At 68.8% G+C, this 23,171-nt stretch carries 22 protein-coding genes and 3 pseudogenes; 8 read left to right on the forward strand and 17 right to left on the reverse strand.

Annotation, left to right across the window (positions count from 1 at the left end; translation table 11 throughout):
* Positions 1-219: 219 nt before the first annotated feature.
* Positions 220-1,125, forward strand: coding sequence for a hypothetical protein (locus tag ACZ60T_RS32630; protein WP_469669241.1), 906 nt, complete (start codon positions 220-222; stop codon positions 1,123-1,125).
* Positions 1,126-1,300: 175 nt separating this feature from the next.
* Here the strand turns inward: ACZ60T_RS32630 and ACZ60T_RS32635 are convergent, their stop codons facing one another.
* Together ACZ60T_RS32635 and ACZ60T_RS32640 are read right to left on the reverse strand one after the other, a co-directional pair.
* Positions 1,301-2,188, reverse strand: coding sequence for a helix-turn-helix domain-containing protein (locus tag ACZ60T_RS32635; protein WP_469669242.1), 888 nt, complete (start codon positions 2,186-2,188; stop codon positions 1,301-1,303).
* A gap of 490 nt (positions 2,189-2,678) precedes the next feature.
* Positions 2,679-3,377, reverse strand: a complete 699-nt coding sequence (locus ACZ60T_RS32640; RefSeq protein WP_469669243.1) for an SDR family NAD(P)-dependent oxidoreductase — start codon at positions 3,375-3,377, stop codon at positions 2,679-2,681.
* Positions 3,378-3,482: 105 nt separating this feature from the next.
* On the opposite strand from ACZ60T_RS32640, the gene ACZ60T_RS32645 reads away from it, so the two are divergent.
* The 3 genes and pseudogenes from ACZ60T_RS32645 (at position 3,483) to ACZ60T_RS32655 (ending at position 5,996) form a co-directional block, all read left to right on the forward strand.
* Positions 3,483-4,361: a helix-turn-helix transcriptional regulator gene (locus tag ACZ60T_RS32645; protein ID WP_469669244.1), complete on the forward strand. Its 879-nt coding sequence runs from the start codon at positions 3,483-3,485 to the stop codon at positions 4,359-4,361.
* A gap of 130 nt (positions 4,362-4,491) precedes the next feature.
* A pseudogene (locus tag ACZ60T_RS32650) lies at positions 4,492-4,761 on the forward strand (VOC family protein); the annotation flags it as partial.
* A 698-nt stretch (positions 4,762-5,459) separates the two neighbouring features.
* Complete coding sequence (locus ACZ60T_RS32655; protein WP_469669245.1) at positions 5,460-5,996, forward strand: EF-hand domain-containing protein; 537 nt, start codon at positions 5,460-5,462, stop codon at positions 5,994-5,996.
* A 75-nt stretch (positions 5,997-6,071) separates the two neighbouring features.
* On the opposite strand, the gene ACZ60T_RS32660 is transcribed toward ACZ60T_RS32655, so the two are convergent.
* From ACZ60T_RS32660 to ACZ60T_RS32680, 5 genes are all read right to left on the reverse strand, one after another.
* Positions 6,072-7,016 (reverse strand): class I SAM-dependent methyltransferase, encoded by a 945-nt coding sequence (locus ACZ60T_RS32660; protein ID WP_469669246.1) that lies wholly within the window; start codon positions 7,014-7,016, stop codon positions 6,072-6,074.
* A gap of 112 nt (positions 7,017-7,128) precedes the next feature.
* Positions 7,129-8,235 (reverse strand): NAD(P)-dependent alcohol dehydrogenase, encoded by a 1,107-nt coding sequence (locus ACZ60T_RS32665; RefSeq protein ID WP_469669262.1) that lies wholly within the window; start codon positions 8,233-8,235, stop codon positions 7,129-7,131.
* Positions 8,236-8,237: 2 nt separating this feature from the next.
* The gene (locus ACZ60T_RS32670; protein ID WP_469669247.1) at positions 8,238-9,650 is read right to left on the reverse strand and encodes an aldehyde dehydrogenase family protein; all 1,413 of its coding nucleotides are present in this window, start codon (positions 9,648-9,650) and stop codon (positions 8,238-8,240) included.
* An 8-nt stretch (positions 9,651-9,658) separates the two neighbouring features.
* The gene (locus ACZ60T_RS32675; RefSeq protein ID WP_469669263.1) at positions 9,659-10,414 is read right to left on the reverse strand and encodes a (5-formylfuran-3-yl)methyl phosphate synthase; all 756 of its coding nucleotides are present in this window, start codon (positions 10,412-10,414) and stop codon (positions 9,659-9,661) included.
* 390 nt (positions 10,415-10,804) lie between these two features.
* Positions 10,805-11,806: a hypothetical protein gene (locus tag ACZ60T_RS32680; RefSeq protein ID WP_469669248.1), complete on the reverse strand. Its 1,002-nt coding sequence runs from the start codon at positions 11,804-11,806 to the stop codon at positions 10,805-10,807.
* A gap of 78 nt (positions 11,807-11,884) precedes the next feature.
* Here ACZ60T_RS32680 and ACZ60T_RS32685 point away from each other — a divergent pair, with 78 nt between their 5' ends.
* The gene (locus ACZ60T_RS32685) at positions 11,885-12,478 is read left to right on the forward strand and encodes a TetR/AcrR family transcriptional regulator (RefSeq protein ID WP_365633928.1); all 594 of its coding nucleotides are present in this window, start codon (positions 11,885-11,887) and stop codon (positions 12,476-12,478) included.
* Between the two features lie 183 nt (positions 12,479-12,661).
* Here the strand turns inward: ACZ60T_RS32685 and ACZ60T_RS32690 are convergent.
* A pseudogene (locus ACZ60T_RS32690) lies at positions 12,662-13,006 on the reverse strand (dienelactone hydrolase family protein); the annotation flags it as partial.
* Between the two features lie 8 nt (positions 13,007-13,014).
* Between ACZ60T_RS32690 and ACZ60T_RS32695 the strand changes: the two are divergent.
* Positions 13,015-13,151 (forward strand): annotated as a pseudogene (locus tag ACZ60T_RS32695) (endonuclease/exonuclease/phosphatase family protein); the annotation flags it as partial.
* 73 nt (positions 13,152-13,224) lie between these two features.
* Positions 13,225-13,668 carry a TIGR03618 family F420-dependent PPOX class oxidoreductase gene (locus tag ACZ60T_RS32700; RefSeq protein ID WP_469669249.1) on the forward strand — a complete coding sequence of 148 codons (444 nt, stop codon included), beginning with the start codon at positions 13,225-13,227 and terminating at the stop codon, positions 13,666-13,668.
* A gap of 23 nt (positions 13,669-13,691) precedes the next feature.
* Here ACZ60T_RS32700 and ACZ60T_RS32705 read toward each other — a convergent pair whose 3' ends face one another.
* From ACZ60T_RS32705 to ACZ60T_RS32730, 6 genes are all read right to left on the reverse strand, one after another.
* Positions 13,692-14,642: an SDR family NAD(P)-dependent oxidoreductase gene (locus ACZ60T_RS32705; RefSeq protein ID WP_469669250.1), complete on the reverse strand. Its 951-nt coding sequence runs from the start codon at positions 14,640-14,642 to the stop codon at positions 13,692-13,694.
* 115 nt (positions 14,643-14,757) lie between these two features.
* Positions 14,758-15,270: an MMPL family transporter gene (locus ACZ60T_RS32710; protein ID WP_469669264.1), complete on the reverse strand. Its 513-nt coding sequence runs from the start codon at positions 15,268-15,270 to the stop codon at positions 14,758-14,760.
* A gap of 13 nt (positions 15,271-15,283) precedes the next feature.
* Positions 15,284-17,068: a hypothetical protein gene (locus ACZ60T_RS32715; RefSeq protein WP_469669251.1), complete on the reverse strand. Its 1,785-nt coding sequence runs from the start codon at positions 17,066-17,068 to the stop codon at positions 15,284-15,286.
* A 68-nt stretch (positions 17,069-17,136) separates the two neighbouring features.
* Positions 17,137-18,684 (reverse strand): LysM peptidoglycan-binding domain-containing protein, encoded by a 1,548-nt coding sequence (locus ACZ60T_RS32720; RefSeq protein WP_469669252.1) that lies wholly within the window; start codon positions 18,682-18,684, stop codon positions 17,137-17,139.
* Positions 18,684-19,124: a pilus assembly protein TadG-related protein gene (locus tag ACZ60T_RS32725; protein WP_469669265.1), complete on the reverse strand. Its 441-nt coding sequence runs from the start codon at positions 19,122-19,124 to the stop codon at positions 18,684-18,686. Before ACZ60T_RS32725 ends, ACZ60T_RS32720 begins: the two co-directional genes overlap by 1 nt.
* Before the next feature lie 205 nt (positions 19,125-19,329).
* Entirely contained in the window at positions 19,330-20,217 is an 888-nt protein-coding gene (locus ACZ60T_RS32730; RefSeq protein ID WP_469669253.1) for an NAD(P)-dependent oxidoreductase, read from the reverse strand.
* A 188-nt stretch (positions 20,218-20,405) separates the two neighbouring features.
* Here ACZ60T_RS32730 and ACZ60T_RS32735 point away from each other — a divergent pair, with 188 nt between their 5' ends.
* On the forward strand, positions 20,406-20,993 hold the full coding sequence (locus tag ACZ60T_RS32735) for a TetR/AcrR family transcriptional regulator (protein WP_469669254.1): 588 nt from the start codon (positions 20,406-20,408) through the stop codon (positions 20,991-20,993).
* 288 nt (positions 20,994-21,281) lie between these two features.
* On the opposite strand, the gene ACZ60T_RS32740 is transcribed toward ACZ60T_RS32735, so the two are convergent.
* The 3 genes from ACZ60T_RS32740 to ACZ60T_RS32750 all read right to left on the reverse strand — a co-directional run bounded on the left by ACZ60T_RS32740 (position 21,282) and on the right by ACZ60T_RS32750 (position 22,458).
* Entirely contained in the window at positions 21,282-21,425 is a 144-nt protein-coding gene (locus ACZ60T_RS32740; protein WP_469669255.1) for a hypothetical protein, read from the reverse strand.
* 222 nt (positions 21,426-21,647) lie between these two features.
* Positions 21,648-22,064: an SsgA family sporulation/cell division regulator gene (locus ACZ60T_RS32745; RefSeq protein WP_469669256.1), complete on the reverse strand. Its 417-nt coding sequence runs from the start codon at positions 22,062-22,064 to the stop codon at positions 21,648-21,650.
* Positions 22,065-22,155: 91 nt separating this feature from the next.
* Complete coding sequence (locus ACZ60T_RS32750; RefSeq protein ID WP_469669257.1) at positions 22,156-22,458, reverse strand: hypothetical protein; 303 nt, start codon at positions 22,456-22,458, stop codon at positions 22,156-22,158.
* Between the last annotated feature and the right edge of the window lie 713 nt (positions 22,459-23,171).

Genomic DNA, 23,171 nt, shown 5'->3' on the forward strand with positions numbered 1-23,171 from the left:
TCGCCTGGCGTTTGCTGGAGACTTCGCTGGCTGTGAGCCCCCTGGCGGGGCCGCAGCCAGCCGAGGTCTGTTTCCGCACCAGGGCCCGGAAAGCCGGCCCCGAAGCGCCGTAGAGGTTTACCCGCCGTCAACACGGGCCGCGAGCTGGGCGTCGTGGCCGTCTGTGAGCAGATGCGAGCCCGGTCACGTTGTTGCCCTTCCCGAAGAGGTACTTCCCGCATGGCATTCACCAGGGTCCCGCTCGCCGCACGGCGAGGAGCAAGACGCTTTGCCGGTGTGGCGGCGACGATTGTTGTCTCCGGCCTGCTCGCCACCGCCTGTTCCTCGAACCTCGAAGGCAGTGCGGCAGGCGCGCCGCCGGTCATCACGGCCTCGCCGACAGCGCCTGCCAGTGGGTACGACGGGCTGACACGGCTCCCGCTATCTGCCTACGGCACTTCCGAGCAAGACGACGACCTGCTGTTCAGGACGCGAAAGGCCTTGGTGGTCCGCTGTATGAAGAGCAGAGGGGATAAGACCTACTCGGGCCAGAACATGATCCGCGTCGCCGCGAAGAGCAGTGAGGAGAGCGAGGCGGTCCGCCCGGTCGGCGCCTGGGGTTACATCGGCCGCGCAACAGCCAAGAGCAGGGGCTTTCACACGGCGGTTGCACTTCCAAGCGGCGCGGGAGGTGGATCCGGGTATTCGCAGAAGGACTTCAATGCTTGCTCCGCCGAGGCGGACAAGCAACTACCGGGTCTGGCAAACACCGACGGCTGGAAGCTCGTCCGGACCCTTTTCGATCGGTCATTCCAGCAGACGGGTACGGACCAGCGAGTGGTCACCGCCCGCAAGCGCTGGTCCGCATGCATGACCGCAGCGGGACATCCCGCCCAGGATCCCGAAGAACTGGCCGCAGGGCCCTGGAACACAGACCGGCCGACTGCCAATGAGATCGCCGCGGCCACGGCCGCCGAATCCTGCACCGGCTCCTCGCGTCTGGCCGCGGTTTACTTCGCCGTACTCACCGGGTACCAGCGGCAACTGATTTCCGCCAACTCCACCGCCCTGACCGCCTACCAGAAGCAGGTCGCCGAAAGCACCAGCCGGGCAGCGCGCCTCCTCGCGGGCTCTTCCGGGAGTTGATGCGGTGGTTCATGATGTCAGGCACGGAGAGTCCCTGCGCGAGCCGTTCCGACGTCACTGGACCGTCGTGCACGGCGAAGAGATGCAGAACTGCCGGCCGCCGTACGACATCAGGGCGGTTGACCGCTCTCGGGCGTCTCCTGGCGAAGACCGCCCGAGAACGCCCTTCGGAGAGCTACTTGGCAGTCGCCTTGCGGTAGGCGGAGGGCCGGACACCGACCTGGCGCAGGAATGCCGATGACAAGGCGCTGGACCCGGCGAAGCCGCACCGCTGGGCGATCTGCTCAAGGGTGAGGTTGGTCTCCGCCAGAAGTCGCTGGGTTGACTCAATACGAAGCCGGGTGAGATATCGATATGGTGTTACGCCAGCGGCATCCCGGAAGACACGGACGAAGTGGTACACGCTGAGATGCACTTCGGCCGCGATCTCGGCGAGGGTGAGCGGTTCTGCCAGGCGATCCTGCATGATGCTAATGGCGTTGCGCACTGCGGCGTGCTCATGTCCAGGCATGCGAGGAATCCGGCCCCTGGACATGAGATGTGCTGCGAGGAACGCCGCGGCTGACTCGGCGTACAGGTCCCCCGCGTCCCGGTTGGCCGGCAAGGACCGGACGATGTGTTCGACGACCGGGTCGCCCACGCTCAGTTCGGCGGACAACTCCTCGAAGTCGGCAGCGGGCTTCTTCAGCCCGTGCGCGGCCTGCTCGATATCAGTCCGTCGTACATGCACCTGGATGGTGGACATGATCGACGTCGCTTTGTAGCTCCACACTGTCGACTGGCCGGGCACCCTGAGCTCGAGTCGACCGGGACTCCAACGACGCCTGGTCGATGTCCCTTTGGAGCTGACCCGCATCATCGCTTCTCCCTCAGTGCACAGCACGAGATGCAGGTCGGACGTTCCAGGCAGCAGGAAGTCCTCGACTTGGCGGACATGCACAAAACTCTGCACCAGCAGCGATCGCCAACCCGCGTCACTCCAACTGCAGTAACCACGTTGTACGAACTGATCTTCATCGATGTCGGCATACGGTGCCAGATCGAACGCGAGGGACGCGAACACGTGAAATCCTCTTGATGTCGGCGGAGGACGCTCGCTGACGTCGACAGCGCGGTGTCGCCGTAGAACAGTCGGCGGTCCCGAAGGAGCATCGTGATCTGCCCCGGGGACACGATCAGAACTGTCGTTCACCTGGGGCCTGTCTTTCGGAGCAGGCCGGCCCGGGCCGATGGCGCCTCACGGCCGGCCTTGGTGATCGCGGCAGCAGGACGGGGTCGACACGCGCGGCCCGTCCGGCACCTCGCGAGTGGCGGACGGGCTGTCGCCGGTACGGACTGAGTGCGTCGGCGCAGCAAGGTCGGTACGGCCGTTCTGCGCCCTTAGGGCCCGGACGCGACGGCGGAGGGCACTGGACGCGGGACGGTGGAGGTAGGGGCGACGGTGGGGGTGGAATGAGCCTCCGCCAACTTGAAGACGCAGGTCAAAGGGCTGGCGTGACGGTCGTCCCACGTTCTCACGCTGGTCGGAGGCGGCAGTCTCCGGACCGCCGGTGTCAGGACCAGGCGATCTCGCCATGACGGTCGACGAAGCGTCCGGTGCCGGCACCGGGCCCCTCGGTGGCGAGGGCAACGATCGCGTCCGTGCCCTCGGTGACGGTCTGGGAGCCGCTGTGACCGTTTATGTCGGTCGCCGTGTAGCCGGGGTCGGCGGCGTTGACGCGCATGCCCTTGAGCCCCTTGGCGTACTGCGTGGTCAACATCGTCAGCGCCGCCTTCGAGGCGGCATACAGCGGCACGGCGACGAGCGACTCGGACCGGCCGGGGTCGTGGGTGAAGGCGAGAGAGCCCATGCCGCTGCTGACGTTGATGATCACGGGGTCGTCCGAGCGGCGCAGCAGCGGCAGGAACGCGGTGGTGGTGCGGACGACACCGATGACGTTGACGTCGAGGACGGCGCGGGCGTCGGCGGCGGTGAGGTCGCCGGGATCACCGAAGGGACCCTGTACCCCCGCGTTGTTGATCAGGACGTCGACCCTGCCCTCGTGCTCGGCGACGTCCGCGGCGGCGGCGGCCACGGACGCGTCGTCGGTCACGTCGACGGGGACGAAGCGTGCGCCCAGCGCGGCGGCTGCCTCCTCACCCCGCTCACGGTCGCGGGCTCCCAGGAGAACGGTGTGACCGCACGCGATGAGGCGGCGGGCGGTCTCGCGGCCGATGCCCTTGTTGGCTCCGGTGATGAAAGTGATCGTCATGCCTTCGATGGTTGCCTGGGCGAGGGAGCCGGACCAGGGACGCTTCGACGGTGGGAAGACCAGTACCACCCTCGCGCCCCCGCATGTGATCGGGGATGCAGGAGGATGAAGAGCATGACGACGACACCCCCCGGGGCCGGACTGGGCGCGATGATCCGCACGTGGCGGAACCGGCTTCCTCCGTCGGCCGCCGGGCTGCCGGTCGTCCGCAAGCGCCGGGCTGTCGGGCTGCGGCGCGAGGAACTGGCTGACCTGGCCGGAGTGTCGGTCGACTACGTCGTGCGTCTGGAGCAGGGGCGGGCCACGACACCCTCGGCGTCGGTGGTGGCGTCCCTGGCACGCGCCCTCCAGCTGTCCACCGCCGAGCGGGACCACCTCTACCGGCTGGCCCAGATCGTGCCGCCGGCGGACGGCACGATCCACGACCATCTCCCGTCCGGTATGCAACGAGTGCTCGTCCGCCTCGGAGACGTACCGGTTGCCGTGTTCGCGGCGGACTGGCAACTGGTGTGGTGGAACCACGAGTGGGCCGCCCTGCTGGGCGACCCCTTGGCCTCGCCGCCGCGGATGCGCAACTTCGCCCGCGACAGGTTCCCGGTGGGCGCCGATCACACCCCCCTCGTGCTGTGGCCGGTCACCGATACGGACCCCGACACCACCGACGCCGCCCTCGTCTCCGACCTGCGCCGCGCCACCGGCCGCTTCCCCCGGGACAGTCGCCTGGCCGCGCTGGTCCGCGATCTGAACGCAGGCAACGAGAGGTTCGCCGAGTTGTGGGCGACGGGAGAGGTGACCGCGAACCGCGAGGTCCGCAAGACGGTCGACCACCCGTCGGTGGGCCCGGTCACGGTGGACTGCGATGTCCTGACCGACGGCGACACCGAGCTCAAGATCGTCATCATGACCGCCGCGCCGGGCAGTGAGGACGAGACCAAACTCCAGCTCACCACCGTCGTCGGCCCACCGGCCAGCACGCGCAACTGATCCGCCCCGCCCATCGGCCGACCGACGCCTTACGGTCCCCTGTCAATCGCTTCGCCTCGTGGTGAACATTTCAAGCGGCCAACTCCACGGAGGGGACGGAAACGCACAGTGATCCCCGTGCCGCTGCACAGTGCGTCAGCGACCCACTGCACTCCCAGCACACCAGGGAGCACCTACACTCTGTGCCGCGAGGCATCCGACACCGCATCGCCCGCAAGGGCATCGAGACCTCGCAGCGACTCGGACGACACCGGTGGACGATCGAACGCACCAACGGCCTGGCTCGCTGGCTGCCGCCACTGCACTCGGCGCCGTACGCGTGCGGCTGCTGCCCGCCGATGACGAGAACGAGTCGTGCATCACCATGCAGGACGTCGAGGGCAACGAGTTCTGTCTCGACTGCGTACTGCACCGTACGGCCCTGGGCGCGGACATGGCCTGCGTCATGGAACAGGTCGCCGATCAGGGCGAGTTCGGCTGGTCGGACTCCGATGCCGCGCCGCCTCTTCGTGCCATGACCGGACCCAGGAGGAGCGCCGCGGCCAGCAGCGCCAGGATGCCGATCGCCAAGGCGGTGCCGGGCGGGCCGGGCGGCGGTATCGATCACCACCTCGTCGCTCAGGCGCGAACCGCAAGGCACCGCCGGGCTCGATCCGCCGGCATGTGGCCGGTCATCGCCCGCGTCTCTGTCAGCGAGCCGGGGCGGGGCCAGGGCATCCATTGCCATACCTCAGGATCCGAGGCGGACGGAAACAGCGCCTCCGCGTGATCGACGGACAGGGAACGAGACGGACACTCGGCCGGGGGAGAGGCGTTGGTCACCACCGCACCGTAGCTGCGGGAACGTTGCCTCATAGTTGGGTTGGAGATCACGTTGCCTCCGTCACGGGGCGGGTAGTGGCCCCTCGCCACTCCTGAACGACGGCGCTACCCGGCATCGTTGCGCTTCATGGCACGGACCAGCGGATCTCCTTCTTTCGTGTGCACGTGACCGGCCTTCTCCCCCAGGGCCCCGTCGGCGAGCCGATAGTGATCGAGCCGCCGGGCCCGGGGTCCGGCAGCGTACCGCCGAACATCACTTACATCAGAGGTGACACCATGCCCACCACCGAGGCGAACGACCGCGTCCAGCTCGTCTTCTCCCTGTTCGACGCCAACGGCAACGGCGTTCTGGAAGCGGACGACTTCGACCTGATGGGCAAGCGAGTCGTCGCGGCCGTGCCCGAGGCCGGTGACGGCACACAGGGCAGGATGCTCGACGCCTTCCGGCACTACGGGGAGACGCTCGTGCGCGAGCTGGACGCCAACGGCGACGGGCAGATCAGCCCTGAGGAGTTCACCGCGATCGTGCTCGATCCTCGGCGGTTCGACGCCGCGGTCGACAAGTTCGCGGATGCCCTGGCCGCCATGGGCGACCCGAACCGCGACGGGTTCGTCGAGCGTCCCCACTTCATCGCCTTGATGCTGGCCATCGGCTTCCAACGCCCCAACATCGACGCGCTGTTCGACGCCTTCGAGCCGGTCGACGGCGACCGTATCCCCGTACGCACCTGGGCGGACGGCATCCGGGACTACTACCACCCGTCGAAGGCCGGTATCCCCGGCGACCATCTCACCGCGGGCTGGAAGCGATGAACTCGCACGCCGTCCCGATCCGGTGACCTCTTGGCGGAGTCGGTGGGTGAAGCGGCGCAGGAGGTCGGCGTCCCGTTACTCGCACTCGGCCTCGTCGGGCAGTCCCTCCACCAGGGCGTGTCGGGGCTTGTGTGCGAACACCCACCGGTTCCCCTCCAGCGCGTCGTTCGGCTCGGGGAGGGGGCCGCGTCCGTGTCGGTGGGTGAAGTCGAAGGGGGTGTGTACCGAGGCGGACCAGCCCTTGGCCGTCAGGGCGCCTGCGGAGTCGGGGCGTGGTCCCTTGTCGAAGAGGTGGAGCAGGTCGATGCCGATCTGTTCTCGCGTCGTCGTATAGATCGCGCTGGTGCGGTACTTGAGCAGGTCCTTCTCCAACTTGACCTCGAAGGCCAGCGCGCTGCCTTCGGTGGCCAGCCCGTCCACCGTGTCGATGAGGTGTGTCTCGACGGGGCTCGGCAGATAGAAGAGCAGCCCCTCGGCCAGCCAGACGCTCGGGGCTGCCGGGTCGAAGCCTGCGGTGGTCAGCGCGGTGACCCAGTCGGCGCGCAGGTCGACCGGTACGGGTACGCGCTTCGCCTTCGGGGTGGCCGACAGGTCCGTGAGCACCTGGTGCTTGAACGCCAGCACGCCCGCCCTGTCCATCTCGAAGACCACACAGTCGGCCGGCCAGTCCAGCCGGAAGGCGCGGGTGTCCAACCCGGCGCCCAGCAGCACTACTTGGCGGGCGCTCGTACGGACCGACCGGAGGAGGAAGTCGTCGAGGACCCTGGTCCGCAGACCGAAGTAGCGGGAGAAGCGCCCCCACAGCGGGTTGCTGTCCCCGTCCGGAACCTGCTGGATGCGCACCGGCCAGTCCGCGCACACCGGGGCGGCGCGCACGAAGTGTTCCGCGTAGACGTCCTGGGCCAGGCTGTCGGGGCGGTGGGTCTCGATCGCCCGTGCCGTGGCGACCAGGAGGGCGGTCAGACCCACGCCTGCGTCCACGCCTTCCGCGTCCGCGTGCTGCGGCGCCGTGTCGATCATGTTTCCTCCGTTGGGGAGTGGGGACTGCGAGGTGCCTGCTTGTCGGGTGCGGTGAGTCCGCGGCGCTGGTGCCGATGTCTCGCTCATCGGCTGCCGGTGCCGCATGTCTCGCTCAGCGGCTTCTCCTCTCCGGAAGCAGGACGGGTTTGACCACGCGGCCCGCGTCGCAGTCGCGTTCGGCCTCGTTGATGTCGGCCAGCGGGTAGGTGCGGATCAACTGGTCGAAGGGGAAGCGTCCGGCCTGCCACAGCCCGGTCAGCCGCGGTATCAACAGTCCGGGTACGGCGTCCCCTTCGCAGATGTGGCGGATGCTGCGGCCCCGGTCCAGCGTGCCCGGTTCGAGCGGCAGCGCGGTGTGGAGCCGTGCCACCAGGCCGAGGCTGCCGGTGGGGCGCAGTGCCCGGAGCGCGTCGTTGATGAGCGGGGACGATGCCGTGGTGTCGAGTGCGTACTGCGCGCCGCCGTCGGTCAGCCGCCGGATCCGCTCCGGCAGTCCGACCGTTTCGGCGGGCAGCGGGATCGCGCCGAAACGTTCGGCCAGGGCCAGCCGGCCGGGTTGCCGGTCGACGGCCACGGTTAGCGCGCCGGCGGCGGTGGCCGCCATCACCGCGGCCAGGCCCACCGCTCCCGCGCCGAGGACCACGAGGGTGTCGCCGGGCCCGGCGCCGAAGGTGTTCAGCACGGCTCCGGCGCCGGTGAGGAAGCCGCAGCCGAGCGGCCCCAGCAGTTCGACGGGCAGTGCGGGGTTGACCCGTACGGCGTTGCGGGCCGGGACGAGCGCGTACTCGGCGAACGAGGACTGGCCGAACCACCGGGGAGCCAGCGCTCTCCCGGTCGCGTCGGTGAGCGGTGGCTCGTCCTCCTCGCGTCCGCCGAAGAGGTTGAGGGAGGCGAAGGAGTCGCAGTAGGCGGGGGCCGCGCCGCGGCAGTTCCGACAGTGTCCGCAGGAGTCGAAGCTGAGCACGACGTGGTCACCGGCGTCGATCGCGGTGTCCGGGCCGCCACCCGTCCGCACCACGACCCCGGCTCCTTCGTGGCCGAGCACCGCGGGCAGCGGGCTGCGGCCGGCCGATCGCCGGACCGTCAGATCGGTCCGGCACATCCCGCAGCCCGCGATCTCGACCAGGATCTCGCCGTCGGCGGGTTCCGTGCGCAGGGTCACCTCTTCGACCGTGAACGGGTCCTCGTACGAGCGCAGTACGGCGGCCTGGAATCTCATCGTCATGCCTCCTGCGGGCGGTGGACGACGAACGGCCGGAGGTTGCCGTAGAGCCCCCACGGTCCGCCCGCGACGCCGACACCGCTGCTCTTGATGCCCGCGAAGGGCTGGGCGAGGGACAGTTCGGCATGGTGGTTGATCCAGGCCGTGCCGCATTCGAGCCGGTCGGCCACCGCCTCGGCGCGGTCGAGATCGGTGCCCCATACGGAGCCGCCCAGTCCGAAGCCGGTGCCGTTGGCCGCGTCGACGGCTTCGTCGAGGCTCCGGTACGGCAGCACCGGCAGGACCGGTCCGAACTGTTCCTCGGTCACCACCGGACTGCCGAACGGGACATCGGTGAGGATCGTGGGAGCGAAGAAGTAGCCCGGCCTGTCCAGCCGCCGGCCGCCGGCCGCGGCCCTGGCGCCGTCCGCCAAGGCCCGCTTCGTGACCTGCTCGACCCGGGCCAACTGAGGGGCGTTGTTGACCGGGCCCAGTCGGGTGTCCGGGGCGAGTCCGGGCCCGATGGCGACGGTCCTCGCGCGCTGGGCGAGGGCTTCGACCACCTCGCTGTGGAGCCGGGCCGGGACGTAGACACGTTTGACCGCCATGCAGACCTGCCCGCAGTTGCGGAACGCGGCCCAGAACAGCCGGTCCGCGATCCGCTCCACCTCGACGTCGTCCAGCAGGACGGCGGCGTCGTTGCCGCCCAGTTCCAGGGTGACCCGGGCGAGCGAGGCCGCCGCCGCTTCGGCGACGGCCCGCCCGGTGGGCACCGAGCCCGTGAAGGTGACATGGCGGATGCCCGGGTGGGAGGCAAGGCGGGCACCGAGGGGTTCGCGGCCGGTGACGACGGTCAGTACGTCCTCGGGCAGCGTGGTGGCAAGGACGGAGCCGAGCAGCCGGGTGGCGAGAGGGGTGAACGGGGACGGTTTGAGGACCACGGTGTTGCCCGCCGCGAGCGCGGGCGCGAACTTCGCCGCCGCGAGTTGGAGGGGGAAGTTCCACGGGACGATCGCGGCGACGGGTCCGAGGGGGCGCCAGCGGATCTCGCTGCGCACGGGCCTGCCGTCGGTGATCCGCCGGGTTCTCGGGGCCAGGTCGGCGAAGTAGCGTAAGCGGGCCGCCGTACGGGCGATCTCCGCGTACGACTCGGCCAGGGGCTTGCCCTGTTCCCGGGTGAGCGACCGGGCGAGGTCGTCGTCGGCCGTCTCCACGGCGTCGGCCGCCGCGCGCAACGCGGTGGTGCGGGCCGCGGGGTCGGCGCGCCAGCCGTGCCAGGCCCGGTGGGCCCGGTCGACTACGGCGTCCAGCTCGTGCGGCTGCTGGTCGGGGGCCTCGCCGAAGGTCTGCCCGGTGGCCGGGTCGGCGACGGCGAAACCCGCGTCTCGGCGTCGGGGGACGCGGCCTGGCTCGTCCGGCTCGTATATCGGCATGCCGGTGGTCAGTTCGCCGCGGGGACGTCGGCCGCGTGCTCCCGGGCCTGCCGGTCCATCTCCGCCCGGAAGGCGGCCACCAACTGAGGCTGAATCCTTCCGGCATTGCGGTCGCCGCCCTCGCAGACCGCTCCACGCACACCCACGATGTCCGTACCGATGCGGGTCAGCGTACCGAGATCGGTCTGTTTGACACTGCCCGCGAGGGCCGCGAGCAGACGGGACGCGTGGGCCAGCCGGACGAACTCGGCACAGACGTCCGGCGGAACGTGGTCGAACAGCCGTGTCCCGTCCTTGATGGCGGTGTCGAGCATGGCCGCGTCGGCGCCCGAGCGGGCGGCGATGTCGGGCACGGCGAGCGGGTTGACGCAGCCGATGCGGTGGGCGTCGGCGTAGCCGGAGGCGACGACGAGCGCCTCGGGACGGTGGTCCTTCACCGCGCGGACGACCGCCCGCATGACCTCGATGCCCTGATCGGGCGTCGTGCATCCGTAGAGGCCGACCTTGATGTACGTGGCTCCGGAGACGACCGCGCCGAGCGCGGCCTGGGCCACCGTGCCGGGCTTGTACGGGACGTCTCCCACGGTGGCGGACACCGGCTTGTCCGCGGGGACCGCGTCGCGGATCTCTCTGATGACCCAGGGGAAGTTGGCGCCCAGCGAGCCCTCGTCGGGCTTCTTGACGTCGACGATGTCGAGGTGCTCCGCCGCCTTCGCACAGTCGAGGGCTTCCTCGACGCTGTCCGGGGAGATGAGAAGCAACACCATGGGCTCCTTCCGCCGCATGTCCCCCTGGCCGAGGCACAGAGGTGCGGATCGCCTGATTCATGTGCGGTGCGCTCATCATCTTTTCCGTCACCCGCGGGCACCGGTAGAGCGTGCGGAGTCCCCATGGGGCGCTCGCGCCCACGTACAGCGCGACACGCACACCGGCGTGAACCGGCGCGAACCGTCGTGATGCCAGCCGACTCGCGCCCCCTGCCGGATGGTGGTTCTCGAACGGGGCGACTCAGTCCGCGGCTGCCCGCTCTCCGGCCGGGCGCCTGCGCCCTGCACGCTCGGTGAGCGAGGGCGGCTGCCCGGTGCCGGTGCGCGAGCAGCCCTCGTCGCCGCCATCCCGTCCCGTGAGCGCTCACGGGACGGGCAGCAGGTCGGTCAGGCGGCGGACGGCGCCGTTTCCTTGAGCGGCATCGGCGAGTCGGCCGTGTCGAGGTCTTCGGGCCCTCGCGAGTCGGGGTGGAACGGGCGGCGGCGGAGTACGACGTTCAGGATGAGGCAGAACGCGGTCACACCGAGCGCGATCACGGCCAGGCCGCCGAGTTGAGTGATGAACCAGCCGTAGTTCGCGTTCACGACGACCCAGCCGGGCATGGCGATGAAGCCGTAGATGGCGCCGACCGACATCGGGGTCAGCAAGATCATGGCCGCGCCGCGCCATCCTTTCAGGCGGTCGCGGTACCGGTAGGCAAGGGAGGAGGCGAGGAAGACACCGGCGGAGTTGCACGGCATCCACCACCAGGGCATGTTGATCGACAGGAGCAGGGGCTGGTTGCCGTAGTAGTGGTAGACGCCCAGCTGCAGGAGCAGCTCTTCGAAGACGAGATCTCCGATGGCGGCCATGCCCCAGAACATCCACAGCTGCTTCGTCTTCGGCCGGGACTCGAGCAGCTTGTATTCGAAGAACATGAACGCGCCGTAGCCGAACCAGCCGGTCAGGACCCACCACGGCATCTCACGGCCGAGGATCGTGTAGGCGAGGCTGTGCTCCGACCACGGGTAGTAGACATCGCCCATGAGGTCGAAGAACACCTCGGGGAACGCAATCATGGTCCCGCTCAGCGACAGCCAGATCGGCAGGGCGTTCTTCGTCTCGACGTAGTTGCGAATGCTGAGGCCGACACCGGTCAGCCCGACGGCGAGCAGGCAGATCGAGGCAATGATGTTCCCGGAGCTGGAATACGGCGTGTCCACCGGTATCTGCGGGACCTTGGAGAGCGGATCGAAGGTGAAGTCGGCACTGCCGACCTCCGGGCGCGAGCGCAGGTACGTGATCAGCAGCGCTGCGGCGACGCCGAGGGCACTCAGCGTGACAGCGAGGATCTTGGCTCTGCGGCTCAGACCCCGTTCGGGATCGAGGTGAACCTCGGCTTGCGACATGAATGAATCTCCCATTTCGCGACTAATCGGTCACCAAGATGATAGTTTCTATCACTTAGCATCGTAGAGAATACACACATGAGTGCACCGAAGACCCCGACCGCGCGACGCAGAGACGCCGCCTCGAGCATCAGCCGAATCATCACTGCCGCCCGAAAGCTGGCATCGCGGTCACCTTCGATCGAGGAGGTCGCGCAGTCGGCCGGCGTGGGCGTCGCGACCGTGTACCGCCATTTCGGCACCCGGGAGCGGCTGCTACAGGCGGTCGCAGCCCGCGAGGTCAGCGACGCACTCGCCCCCCACGTCACCGATGCACTGGCCGACCCGAGTCCACGTGACGGCCTGCACCGGCTCTCCCTCCACCTCGTTCGGCTGGCCATCCGGGAGGCGCAGACCACCCGGCACGAGACCAGCGCCCTCGCCGCCATCGTCACCGAAGTCACGACCCGCTACGGCACGGACATCGAAGGACTGCTGAGTCGTGCCCAGAAGGCAGGCGAGATCCGCGACGACATCGACGCCGGTGACATCACTCCCCTCCTCGGCGCCACACTCGTCGGCCTCGCCTTCCCCGCCGGCGGCCTCGCCGCCCAGGAGCGCTACATCGCACTCACCTTCGAAGCGCTGCGCCCCGAAGGCGCCAACCCTCTACCGCCACGAAGCCGAACCTGACTGGCTGTTGTCGGTCCGAAGGGCCCCTGGAGGTCGCGGTCTGATCACGAGGGTCTGGGAGAGATCACGCAAGTCCGTGATGTGACAGGCTGGCCGGAGTTCAGTCCTGGGGCCTTGGGCGGCCCGGATGTGCGGGCATGGCAGACAAGGAAGGCGCACCCGCCGAGACTCGACTGCCGGGGCTCAGCCGTTGGCCAGGGTGCGGTCCAGGAGAGGGAGCGGGCGATCCCAGTGGCGCTTCAGCCCGGAGGCGCTGAACGCGTCGGTGTCGGACATGGCGAAACCGTGGACGGTGCCGGGGTAGATCTCGGAGGTGCGACTGACACCTGGGGCGTCCAGGGCCTGGTTGAGTTCGCCGAGGGCCTCGGGTGTCATGTCGGTTTCGGCGTGGCCGAGATGGACCTCGGCGGTGAGCTTGGCGAGGAGGTCAGGCCCGTCGGCGCCCACGGGGCCGTGGTATCCAGCGACGGCCGCCACCAGGCCAGGGTGGGCCGCGGCGGTGCGCATCGCCAGAAGGCGCGGGCCGCAGAGGAGACGGCCCGCGTGACTCCTACCGCGAGGCCCACCCGGATCCGGTTCAGCACCCCGGCCACACCTGGCCGCAAATCCACCCCGTGCACGAGGAAAGCAGCGGCGCGGCGAACCACAGGACCGGATCGACGACGTCCTGCACCTGACGCAGCGTCAACACGCCGCTGTGGCACACAGTGGTTCCGACAGCAGACCATCAAGGAGAAGAGCGGGCGATGGCGACGGAGTTGAACGGGCGGGTACGGGAACGGCTCGAGGCACCGAACTTCTGGTACGTGGCCACGGTGACCCCGGACGGGGCGCCGCATGTCACGCCGATGTGGGTGGGGCTGGAGGACGGGCTGATCGTCTTCAACACCTCGGTCGGACGCATCAAGGAGGAGAACCTTCGTCACAATGCCCGGGTCCACCTCTCGCACGCTGACGCCGACAACCCCTACGACCGGGTCCAGATCTCCGGCCGCGTGGTGCGGTTCGTGGAGGGCGAGGAGGCCGAGCGCGGCATGGGGCGGCTGACCCGTAAGTACCTGGGTCTTGACGAGTACCCCTGGCTGATCGAAGGCGAGCAGCGGGTGCACGTCCTGGTCGAGCCGGAGCGAGTGCGCCACATCGTCGGTGTCGAACCGTTCCGGCCGGGCGTCATCCCCTCGCGAACCTGACTTCCTGTGGATGGGCCAAACGTTCAGTGGACCGTCCAGCCCCCGTCGACGGCCAGGGCCTGGCCGGTGACGAAGGAGGAGGCGTCGGAGCACAGCCGCACCGCTGCTTCGGCAATCTCCTGAGGGGCGGCGAGTCGGCCGATCGGCTGCCTGGAGGAGAGTTCTTCCTCGGTGGTCATTCCCGTTCCGATGGCGTCGTCCAGCATCGGCGTGCGGACAGCGCCCGGACAGATGGCGTTGACGCGAATTCCCTTGCGGACATACTCCAGTGCGGCGGCGCGGGTGAGACCGACGACTCCGTGCTTCGACGCGACATAGCCCGAAACACCGATGGGGAGACCGACGAGTCCGGCGGCGGACGCGGTGTTCACAATGGAGCCCGTCACACCCTGGTCGAGCATGTGGGAGATCTCATGCTTGAGGCACAGCCATACCCCTGTGAGGTTGACGTCCAGAACGTCATGCCAGTCGTCTTCGGTGTACTCATGGAGAGGGCGGGCCGGTCCGTCGATGCCAGCGTTGTTGACGCAGCAATCGAGGCGGCCGAACCGCTCGACAGTCCTCTTGGCCATCTCGGCGACGCACGGGGCGGACCGCACATCGGCTTCGACGGCGAGCGCCTGCCCGCCGTCTTCCGCTATCGCGGCGGCGTTCTCTTCGACACCGGTCAGATCGATGTCCACGAGGGCCACCCGCGCTCCGTGACGTGCCATCAGCTTCGCGGTGGAAGCGCCGATCCCGGATGCCGCACCGGTGATCAGAGCAACCTCTTCCGCCAGTAACTGGCCATCCATACAGGTCACATCGCTTCCGAAGCGTACGCGCCGTCCTACCGCCGTGATACTGCCCGGTGGTGTGTGCTTCGACAAGACGACCGCCCGGCTCCGGGAAGCCGTTGCGGCAACGAGCCGAGCCGCCCAGAGGTTCGTGAAGACGAGGCGGCCCGGCAGTGGTCGGCCGTTCGGTTCGACCACTGCCGGGCTTCGTGTCGCGCCGGTCCCGGTCCCCACGGTCCGGCGCGGCTTCCAGGGACGTCGGTCCGCCCCTTCGATCGGCCTCCCCGGGGCCTGTGTGGGAGGTGACTCAGATCTAGATCCGAACCGTCTCGGCTTCCTCGTCGTGGGCCCGGGATCCGGCCTCGGGATGTTTGACGAGGCCCTCGCCGGTCAACCCCGCGTGGCGTCCTTCGTCGAGGACCTGGTCCAGCGTGTCCAGCGAGGTGTGGGACATCTCGCTGAACTGCACGTTGTAGGAGACCACGACATAGGCGGTGGTGCCGTCCTGGCTGACGGCATGTGCCGTGAACGGGTCGAGGGCGGCGGCGACTTGTCGGTTGTCGCGGCCGAGTTCGGCCACGGCCGCCTCGACCGTCTTCTTGTTGTCCGAGGCGGTGATCTTCTCGCCCGCCGGGGCACGGAAGACGATGTTCGCCTGAGCGCCGTCCGCGTGCATGTCCGGGAAGCGTTCGTCCAGCAGGTCGAACGCCTTCTGCGCCTCGGTGCCGGGGATGGAGAAGGTGTTGCCGGTGGTGTTGGCGCTGACCGCTGCGGAGCTATGAAGTCGGTAGCGGGGGTGTCTGTTGTTGGCCCGCGCGGGTGTCAGCGCTGTGTTTGTGTTAAAGCGTTTTGGGGCGTTCTGGGGTCGTCCTGTTGAGTAGGTTGTTGATGTGTTGTTGGGTCTCCAACTCGAGGTCGTGGTCGAGGGTGTGGTTGATGTGTTGGATGCGTGTGATGGCGGTGTGGAGTCCGGTTCGGTTGCGGGCTGTTGATTCGATGGTCATCCAGTCCCGGTAGAGCAGTTCGGCGGTGTCGTCTGCTTCGAGTCCGGTTGTGATGGCTTGTCGTGCGGCGCCGGGGTGGTGGTGTGGGCCGGGTGGGGTGCGGTGGACGGCGATGGTGTGGGCGATGTCGGTGATCCGGGTGATCATGTTTTGTTGGAGGGGTTCGGCCCATGGCAGTGGCCGGGTACCGAACGGGCGGCCGCGTACGAGGGACAGTGCTTTCTCCAGGTCCGGGAGGCCGGCCGCGCCGAGGGGGAGGGCCCGCTCAGCGAGTGCAGTGAACAGGGTCCAGTCGCAGCGTACGGCGGGGGACAGGAGGTAGGGGTCGTCGCCTGAACTGCGGCGTGGGACGTAGGGGTTGCCTTCCGGGTCGTTGCCCAGGGCGCGGCGTAGTCCTTGCAGGCGGGCGTTGAGGGTGGCTGGTGACCAGGGGTTGACGGGGTCCATGTCGGCGCAGAGTGTGTCGGCGGTGCGGCCGGGGCGGAAGTACATGAGCGCGGCGAGCTGGGCGATGCGCGGGCCGTGACCGGTCGCGCCGACCCGGTCCACTTCTACTGGTCCCAGGACCCGGATCTTTGGCGCGTTCGGGTCGTCTTCAGCGGTCGCTGACCGTGTACCTCCTGGGGCCTTCTTCGGCGGTTGTCCGGTTGCCAGGCCAGGTGTTTCGGCACGGTTGCCGTTGGTGGTCTCGCTGCGGGCCGGGACTGTCAGCGAGACTGGGGTTGCAGCGGCTGCCAGCAGGGCCGGGAACACATCGCCGTCTCCCATGTCGGTTTCGGCAGACACTGGTGTAGACGTGTCGCTTGCGTCGTCGGTTCCTGGGGAGGTGGTTTCTGCTGCGGGTTCCGGCTGGGGTGGTGCCTCGGTATCGAGTTCGTCGGGGACGTTCTGCCAGGGGCCTTTGGCCTTCTGTGGGGGTTGTCCGGAGTGGGTGAGGGCTTCGGTGATCTGCTGGTAGGCGGTGTGTTCGAGGCGCTGCATGGTGATCTCGGTGCCGGCGTAGTCGAATTGCTGGGGTGTGTTGAGTGAGGCGTTGAGGATCTCCGCGTCGGGGAAGTGTGCCGCGGTGGTGGAGGCGGGGGCGATGAGGGTGACGGGGAGGCGCCCTGCTTTGTCGAGGGTGTCGGCGAACTGCCAGGCGGTGTCGGGGTTCATGGTGGCCGCACACAGCAACACGTAGGGCTGGTTGGCGGTGTCGGGCATCTGGTGTGCTTCCAGTAGCCGTTCGGCCAGGTCCCTGAGTGCGTGTGCGGGTTGTCGCATGTGGGCGATGCGGCAGGTCGGCAGTAGCTGTGGCAGGTCCTGGCCGAACCCGATCGTGACGACTTCGACGTCACCTGCCCACGGGCTCATGCCCAGTTCCAGGGCCAGTGAGGTGCATACCTCTGTGATGTGGACGGGGTTGCCGTCCAGCAGGAGGGCGGGTAGTTGGGCGAGGTTGGCCAGGACGAGGTCACCGGATTCGGTGCTGCCCACGGTGACCAGCCCTGGGTAGGGTGCGGGCACGTTGCGGGCCGCTTCGGCGTCCAGGAGTTCGGCGTCGGCAGGCAGCGTCCACCAGCCGTCCTGCCCGGCCGTGAAGGGCTCCCGGGGTTTCTGGGAGAGGTCTTCCGGCAGCACTTCAAGTGACCTTGTCCCGATCCGAGCAGCCCGTAGCGGGGGCACGTCCTCCCGACCGGCCTGACCGGCTAGATGAGCCAGAGTCCGCAGCGCGACGCCAGGCGTGCAGCGCCGGCTGGTTCGGCGATTGCCGCGAGTTTCGCCTCGGCGGGTGAGGTGTCCGGTGCGATGGCGATCGTCTGGCCTGGCTTGCGGCGGCGGCGCTGCAGGAGCCGGCGCACAGCGAGCGCCCCGGTAATCGCAGCCGCCAGCAAGGCACCAGCACCCGCAGCGGTACGCAGCTGCAGCGGGCTGTGCGCCGTCGTTGGCGCCGGCGCCATGGAGATGGTTGCCGTGGGGGAGGGGCCGCCGACTGCGGGCGATGCAGGTGTGTTGGTGCTGGGGCCTGGTGTTGCGGGTGGAGCATCGTCGTGCCGGTCCTGGGTGGTGCTGGCAGTCGGGGTGGGGTGGCTGACGGGTTTGCTGGGCGCGGATGACGTCGGCGTGGGTGTGGGCGTCGGTGGTGCGGGTGTGGATGATGCGTTCGGGGAGGGAGCCGACGCGATGTCCTCCCGGCCCTGGTCTTGGCGCGGGTTGCCCGTGGCTGACGGCGTGTGGGGCCGCCTGTTCGAGCCGTCGGCCTGGCCGTTTTGCACGAGGCGGTTGTGCTGGCCGGATGCGGCATCGGGGACCGTGATCTGCTGTCCTGCATAGATCACATCCGGGTCGGTGACTTCGGGCAGACCGTCAGGTTGGGGCCTGCCCCGGCTGGCCTCGAACAGAGTCGGCCAGGCATTGCCGTCACCGAGTTCGGCCTCGGCGATCTTCGACAGGCACTCACCCGAGCGCACGCTGACCACATGCTCACCCAGACTGTCAGCGGCCTCCTCCCTCTCACCCAGCAGCGTACGAACCCCACCGATGGTGGCCTCGGCCACCGCGTGACCCAACGACGCCTCGGGCATGGCGAGTTCCCAGCCGGGCTGCAGGAAGCTGCTGGCCCTGAAGACCTGGCCGTCAGCCATGATGCGGCCCTCGTTGAGGGCAGCGATCTCCCGCCACCGCTCGCCGTCGCCCAGCTCTCTCTCAGCAATGCTCCACAGGCTCTCTGCCGGTCTTACGTCCCGCACTGTGTAAGTCCGGGACTCCGTCCCCCTCACAGCAGCCGCCCCCCGATCCGCACCAACAGTCTGCTGCGCCAAAGTCTGTCCGGGCACCAGGGCTGCGCTCGCGGACGGAGCTGCCAGGGCCGGGGACGCCAGCGCCGAATTGGCAGGCAGCAGAACCAGAATGCCGCCGATCAGCGTGGCCGCTGCGCGCTGCGATGTTCCAAAGCCTCGAGGCGCGTGCCACGCGAGGCCGCGCGCCTGCGCGATTAGCTCGCATACGACGCAGAACGTGAAGTGCGCCCATGCGGTCCAGCCCACCGCGACGAGCAGCAGCAAGAACACCGACCCGGTGTCCTGTCTGACCAGCAGGTGTGCGAGGTCGTCGTGGCTGGAGGCCCAGACGACCGGGGTGACCCATGCCAGCAGCAACGGAAGCCCGACGATTGTGGTGGCCAGGACCAGCAGACTGCCTGCGGCCTGCAGGACCCGGGTTGGAGCGGAGCCTGCAACAAGGGAGTGGGGACGCATCAATTTCCTTCTGGTGCGGTGACGCCGTGCAGGAGTGTCGCCTTGCCGTGACCGGCCACTGACAACGAGCCGATCCCGACCACGGACAGGAACTTCGTGTCGTACGCGCTGGTGACGGTGACCGTGAGCGTCTTGCTGTCGCCAAAGACGCCGACCTTTCCGGTAGCGCCGATTGAGTGCAGGTATGCCTGGGCGGCTACCTGCGCGGTGCGTGGGTCGACGACGATCGCCTTCCCGGCGACGGCTAGAGCAGGGTCGATGGCCTGCCCGCCCGCCCGAGCAGCTTCACCGGCGATGTAGTCGGCACGCTCGGTGGCGCGCATCTTGCTGTCGCCGTCGACGGCGATGCCGATGATCCCGATCAGCGCGACAACGCTCACGGCAACAAACACCGTGACGCCTCCCCGATCGTCTGCACCGAGATTCGCCAGGCCGCCCACTTTCCAGGAACGGCGCCCGTGCCGCACGAACAGACTCGCGACGGACCACGACGGACCACGACGGACCGTCTGCTTGGCTGCCGCCGCCGACTCGCCCGCACTCGCACCCGCACCCGCACAGATCACAGGCTCAAGGCGGGCTGTGCAGGAGTGCTTCCAGGTCACCCAAGAACGAGTGCGGCGTGGGTGAGTACGAGGCCCGTCGCTACAGGGCCTTGTCGGTGCGGGCTTCGATAGCGCGCAGTACGGCTGCCATGTCCGAGTCGCCGTGCCCGAGTTCCGCCGTCTCGCCGTACAGGGTGTGGCAGATGTCGAGCAGGGGTGAGGCCAGGCCGGACGCCCTGGCCTCCTCGGCGATCAGGCGGTTGTTCTTGAGCACATCCAGGATCGCGGCCTGGGCGGTGAAATCGCGGGCCAGGAGCTTGGCGGCCTTCGTTCGGGAGACGCTGCTGGCCAGCGGTCCTCCTTCAAGCACGTCGAGGAACCGCTGGTGGTCGAGCCCGTGCCGGTCGGCGAAGTGGAACGCCTCGGTGAGGCCTGTGACCTGGGTGATCAGGAAGAGGTTCACCGAGAGTTTCATCAGCAGTGCGTTGGGAACCTCGCCGCAGGTGAAGGACTGGTGGCAGAGCGGGCGAAGCAGGGGGCGCACATCGGCGACGGCCCGCTCCTCTCCGGCCAGCATGGCGACCAGCCGCCCTTCTCGTGCAGGGTCGCGGGAGCCGGAGACGGGAGCTTCGACGTAGCTGCCGCCCGCCGCGCGGATATCGGCTTCGAGGCCTCGCGAGTAGCCGGGCGAGGTGGTGCCCATGTGGACAATCGTCCGCCCGGCGGTGTTCGCGGCGAAGTCTGGGGTACCGCGGGCCAGAACGGCGTCGATCGCGGCGTCGTCGGCCAGCATGAGGATGACGATCCGGGCCCGCTGGAAGATCTCGGTGGGCCCGGACGCCACCATGGCTCCCGCTGCGCGCGGTGCCTCTGCCCTGGCGGCGGTGCGGTTCCAGACGAGGAGCGGTGTGCCGCTTCGTACCAGGTTGAGCGCCATGGGCTGTCCCATGATGCCGAGGCCGATGAATCCGACGAGGCCCTCGTCCATCCTGCACCGTCCTGTCAGGCAGCCCGCCGTGACGGCTGCCGCTCCGTCACCGATTATGACAGCGGTCATAGTAGCCCGATGGCTATGACCGCTGTCATAGTGGGGCCGCAGGGTTCGAGGGAGTCGGCTCGGGCCGGCCGGGACGGAGATGTTCCTGCGCTGACGCGTTGACAGGCGGGAGAGCGGCGATGGCTGGCGGCGACCGGGGGCCGCGCGAGCGGATGGTCTTCAGCGCTGCCCAGCTTCTGCGGCGCGACGGTGTCGCGGCGACCGGTATGCGCGAGGTGGCCGCTCAGGCCCAGGCGCCGCGCGGATCGCTTCAGCACTACTTTCCCGGCGGCAAGGAGCAGTTGGTGAACGAGGCCGTGGCCTGGGCCGGTCGCTACGCCGCGAAACGCGTCGCCCGCTTCGTCGCCGCGATGGACGAACCGTCACCGAGCGCACTGTTCACCGCGATGGTGCGCCAGTGGGCCGACGAGCTGGAGGCCACTGGTTCCCTGGCGGGCTGCCCGGTCGCCGCAGCCACGGTGGACTGTGCCGGCGGCGTCGAGTCCACCAGGGTCGCCGCAGCCGAGGCGTTCGCGTGCTGGAGGTGGCCGGTGGCACAGGCGCTGACCGAGATGGGCGTGCCGAAGCCGCGGGCCGAGGCGCTGGCGACCTTGATGGTCAGTGCTCTGGAAGGCGCCGTCCTGATCGCCAGGGCCGAGCGTGACGCCCGCGCCCTGACGGCGGTGGCGCAAGAACTCGCCCCGCTGCTGGATGGAGCCGTGGTTTGAACCGACGCGCGCCACAGGACGCACCGGACGCCGTTCCATGACAGGTAAACGTTGCCTGCCGTGCCATTACGACCTGGGGAGCAAGGAAGCGGCGTCCGGCGCAGCCGCTCCTTCACCCGCTCCCTGGCTCCCCAGGTCGTAAGAGCTCTACCGGGTGCAGGCGATACACGCGCCTGGACGCCGAGCCGACGCGGCCCATGCTGCCGTCGGTGCCGCGTTCCCGTAGCGGGCCGCGGCCGTCCCCGCATCCTGGGTACGTCATCACCGGCTGGCCGAAGCCGAAGCTGATCATCCATCACCTTCGGCGGCCTTGCGCGCCAGTCGGGAGACTTCGTCAGCGGGGCGGTCATCGCCATCGTTGCCTGTCTCGAGCGCCAGGCAGACGGCGAGGCAGTCATCGGTGTCGCAGACGGCAGCCACTCCTGAAGGCATGCGTTCCCCTCCTCCAATGCGGCACGCACGACCGGGATTTCGGACGCAGCGCCTTCGGTCGTGCCCGGCATGACCATCGTGCGGCGTCGGTATGCCTTCACACGGGGATTCCGGCGGCACCTGCCGAAACAAGGCCGGCACCGGCCCCTGCCGGGCCGCAGGCGAGCGGCAGGGCCCGCTGCCGGCGTTGGCCTTGCCCGCCTGTCTGGCTGCTGGTCAGGTTCAGGAGGCTTCGTCCAGGAACTGGGTGATGCTGGTTTCCAGGTCCAGTGCCTCGGTCTCCCGGTCGGCCGGCACCAACCGGTACGTGCGAAGCAGCCGGCGCTCGACCGCTGTGAGTGCGGCGGTCAGGTACGCGGACCCGTGCGGAGAGGACAGGACAAGATGCAAGAGGGCCGGCGGGCCCGTCCCTGTCGGCCAGACACGCACGTCACCGTCGCCGCTGGGTGTCAGCATCCCTGTGGCAAGCAGTTCGCGTGCGAAGATCCACGGAACGGGCCCACGCACGATGTCATCGAAGAGGAATTCCACCGAGAGCGGGTCCTGTGCCCTGTAGAGCAGGTGGGTTGGCACCACTACCCGCTCGCCTGTGGGCGACACGAGCTCCGTGTGGAGCAGGTCGTCTACGCAACTGGTCATGGCTCGATGCGTCTGTGGGGGTGGTGCGGTGTCGGCCCCGGACAGCACGGCACAGCGCTGCCGGGGGCCGACACCTTTGCGGCCCGTGCGGTCAGCGGAACAGGCCGTTGCCGGCACGATGCATGTCGTCGGTCACGCGCCACTCACCGCGGTCCCACCGGTAGAAGCGGTGGCCGTCGTAGCGATAGCGGACACCGTGGTCGTCGCAGTACCAGAACCGGCCATCCCGCTCCCAGCTGCGGCGGCCGTCCCAGCGGTGGTCGCTTCCGTGGTGGCGGCTGCCGTCCCGGCTGTCCCGGCGGTGGTCGCTTCCGTGGTGGCGGCTGCCGTCCCGGCTGTCCCGGCGGTCTCCTCGGTCGCCGTGCGTGGCGGTGCCGGAGTGATGAGACACCACAACTGCAGGGTGCTCGGATGCATGGTTCGGAGCCGCCGAGGCGGCACCACCGGCTGCCAGCAAGGCGCCGGCGGCAGCGGCGAACGTGACAGCCGCGGTGGCGACTCGACGTCCGGAGGTGAGACTCATGATCTTTCTCCTTGATCTCTGCCGGAGCCATGTGGGTCTTCATGGCTCGGTGATGTCCCGAGTTTGTGGGACGGAGGCGACAGTACTCCTCATTAAGTTGAATGTTGAACATCATGGGTGTGATGTATTGCATTGCGCTTTGCCTGCTTTGGGTTGCCGGTCGACGCTTGGAGCTCGGGTTACGAAGAAGCCTGGGCTTGCGCCGTCTCCACCGCCCAGGCCGCAGACCGGAACTCGCCGAGCTTGCTCTTCGTGCCGTCCGAGGCCGGCCGGACCCACCGACGACCCGGGCCGCCCGGGCTTACGGTGGCCTCGCCCGGGTAGAGGTCGGCGATCTGCCGCGTCGTCAGGCCGGGAGTCGGGCGACGCGGCAGCCGGTGTCACGGGCTACGGTCGCGCCCCATCGCGATGCCGGCCTGATCCCGGCCCGTATCGTGCGAGCCGGGCGCGGCTCGTACGAAGCGGTCACCGACGCCGGAATCCTCCGTGCGGGGATTCCGGGTGCCGCGGGTCAGAAGAATCCGCTGTCGCCGCCGTGCACGGGTGACTGGGCTGCCCTGCGTCCTGCCACCACCAGTCACGGA

It is taken from the genome of Streptomyces sp. NPDC104371, assembly GCF_055583785.1.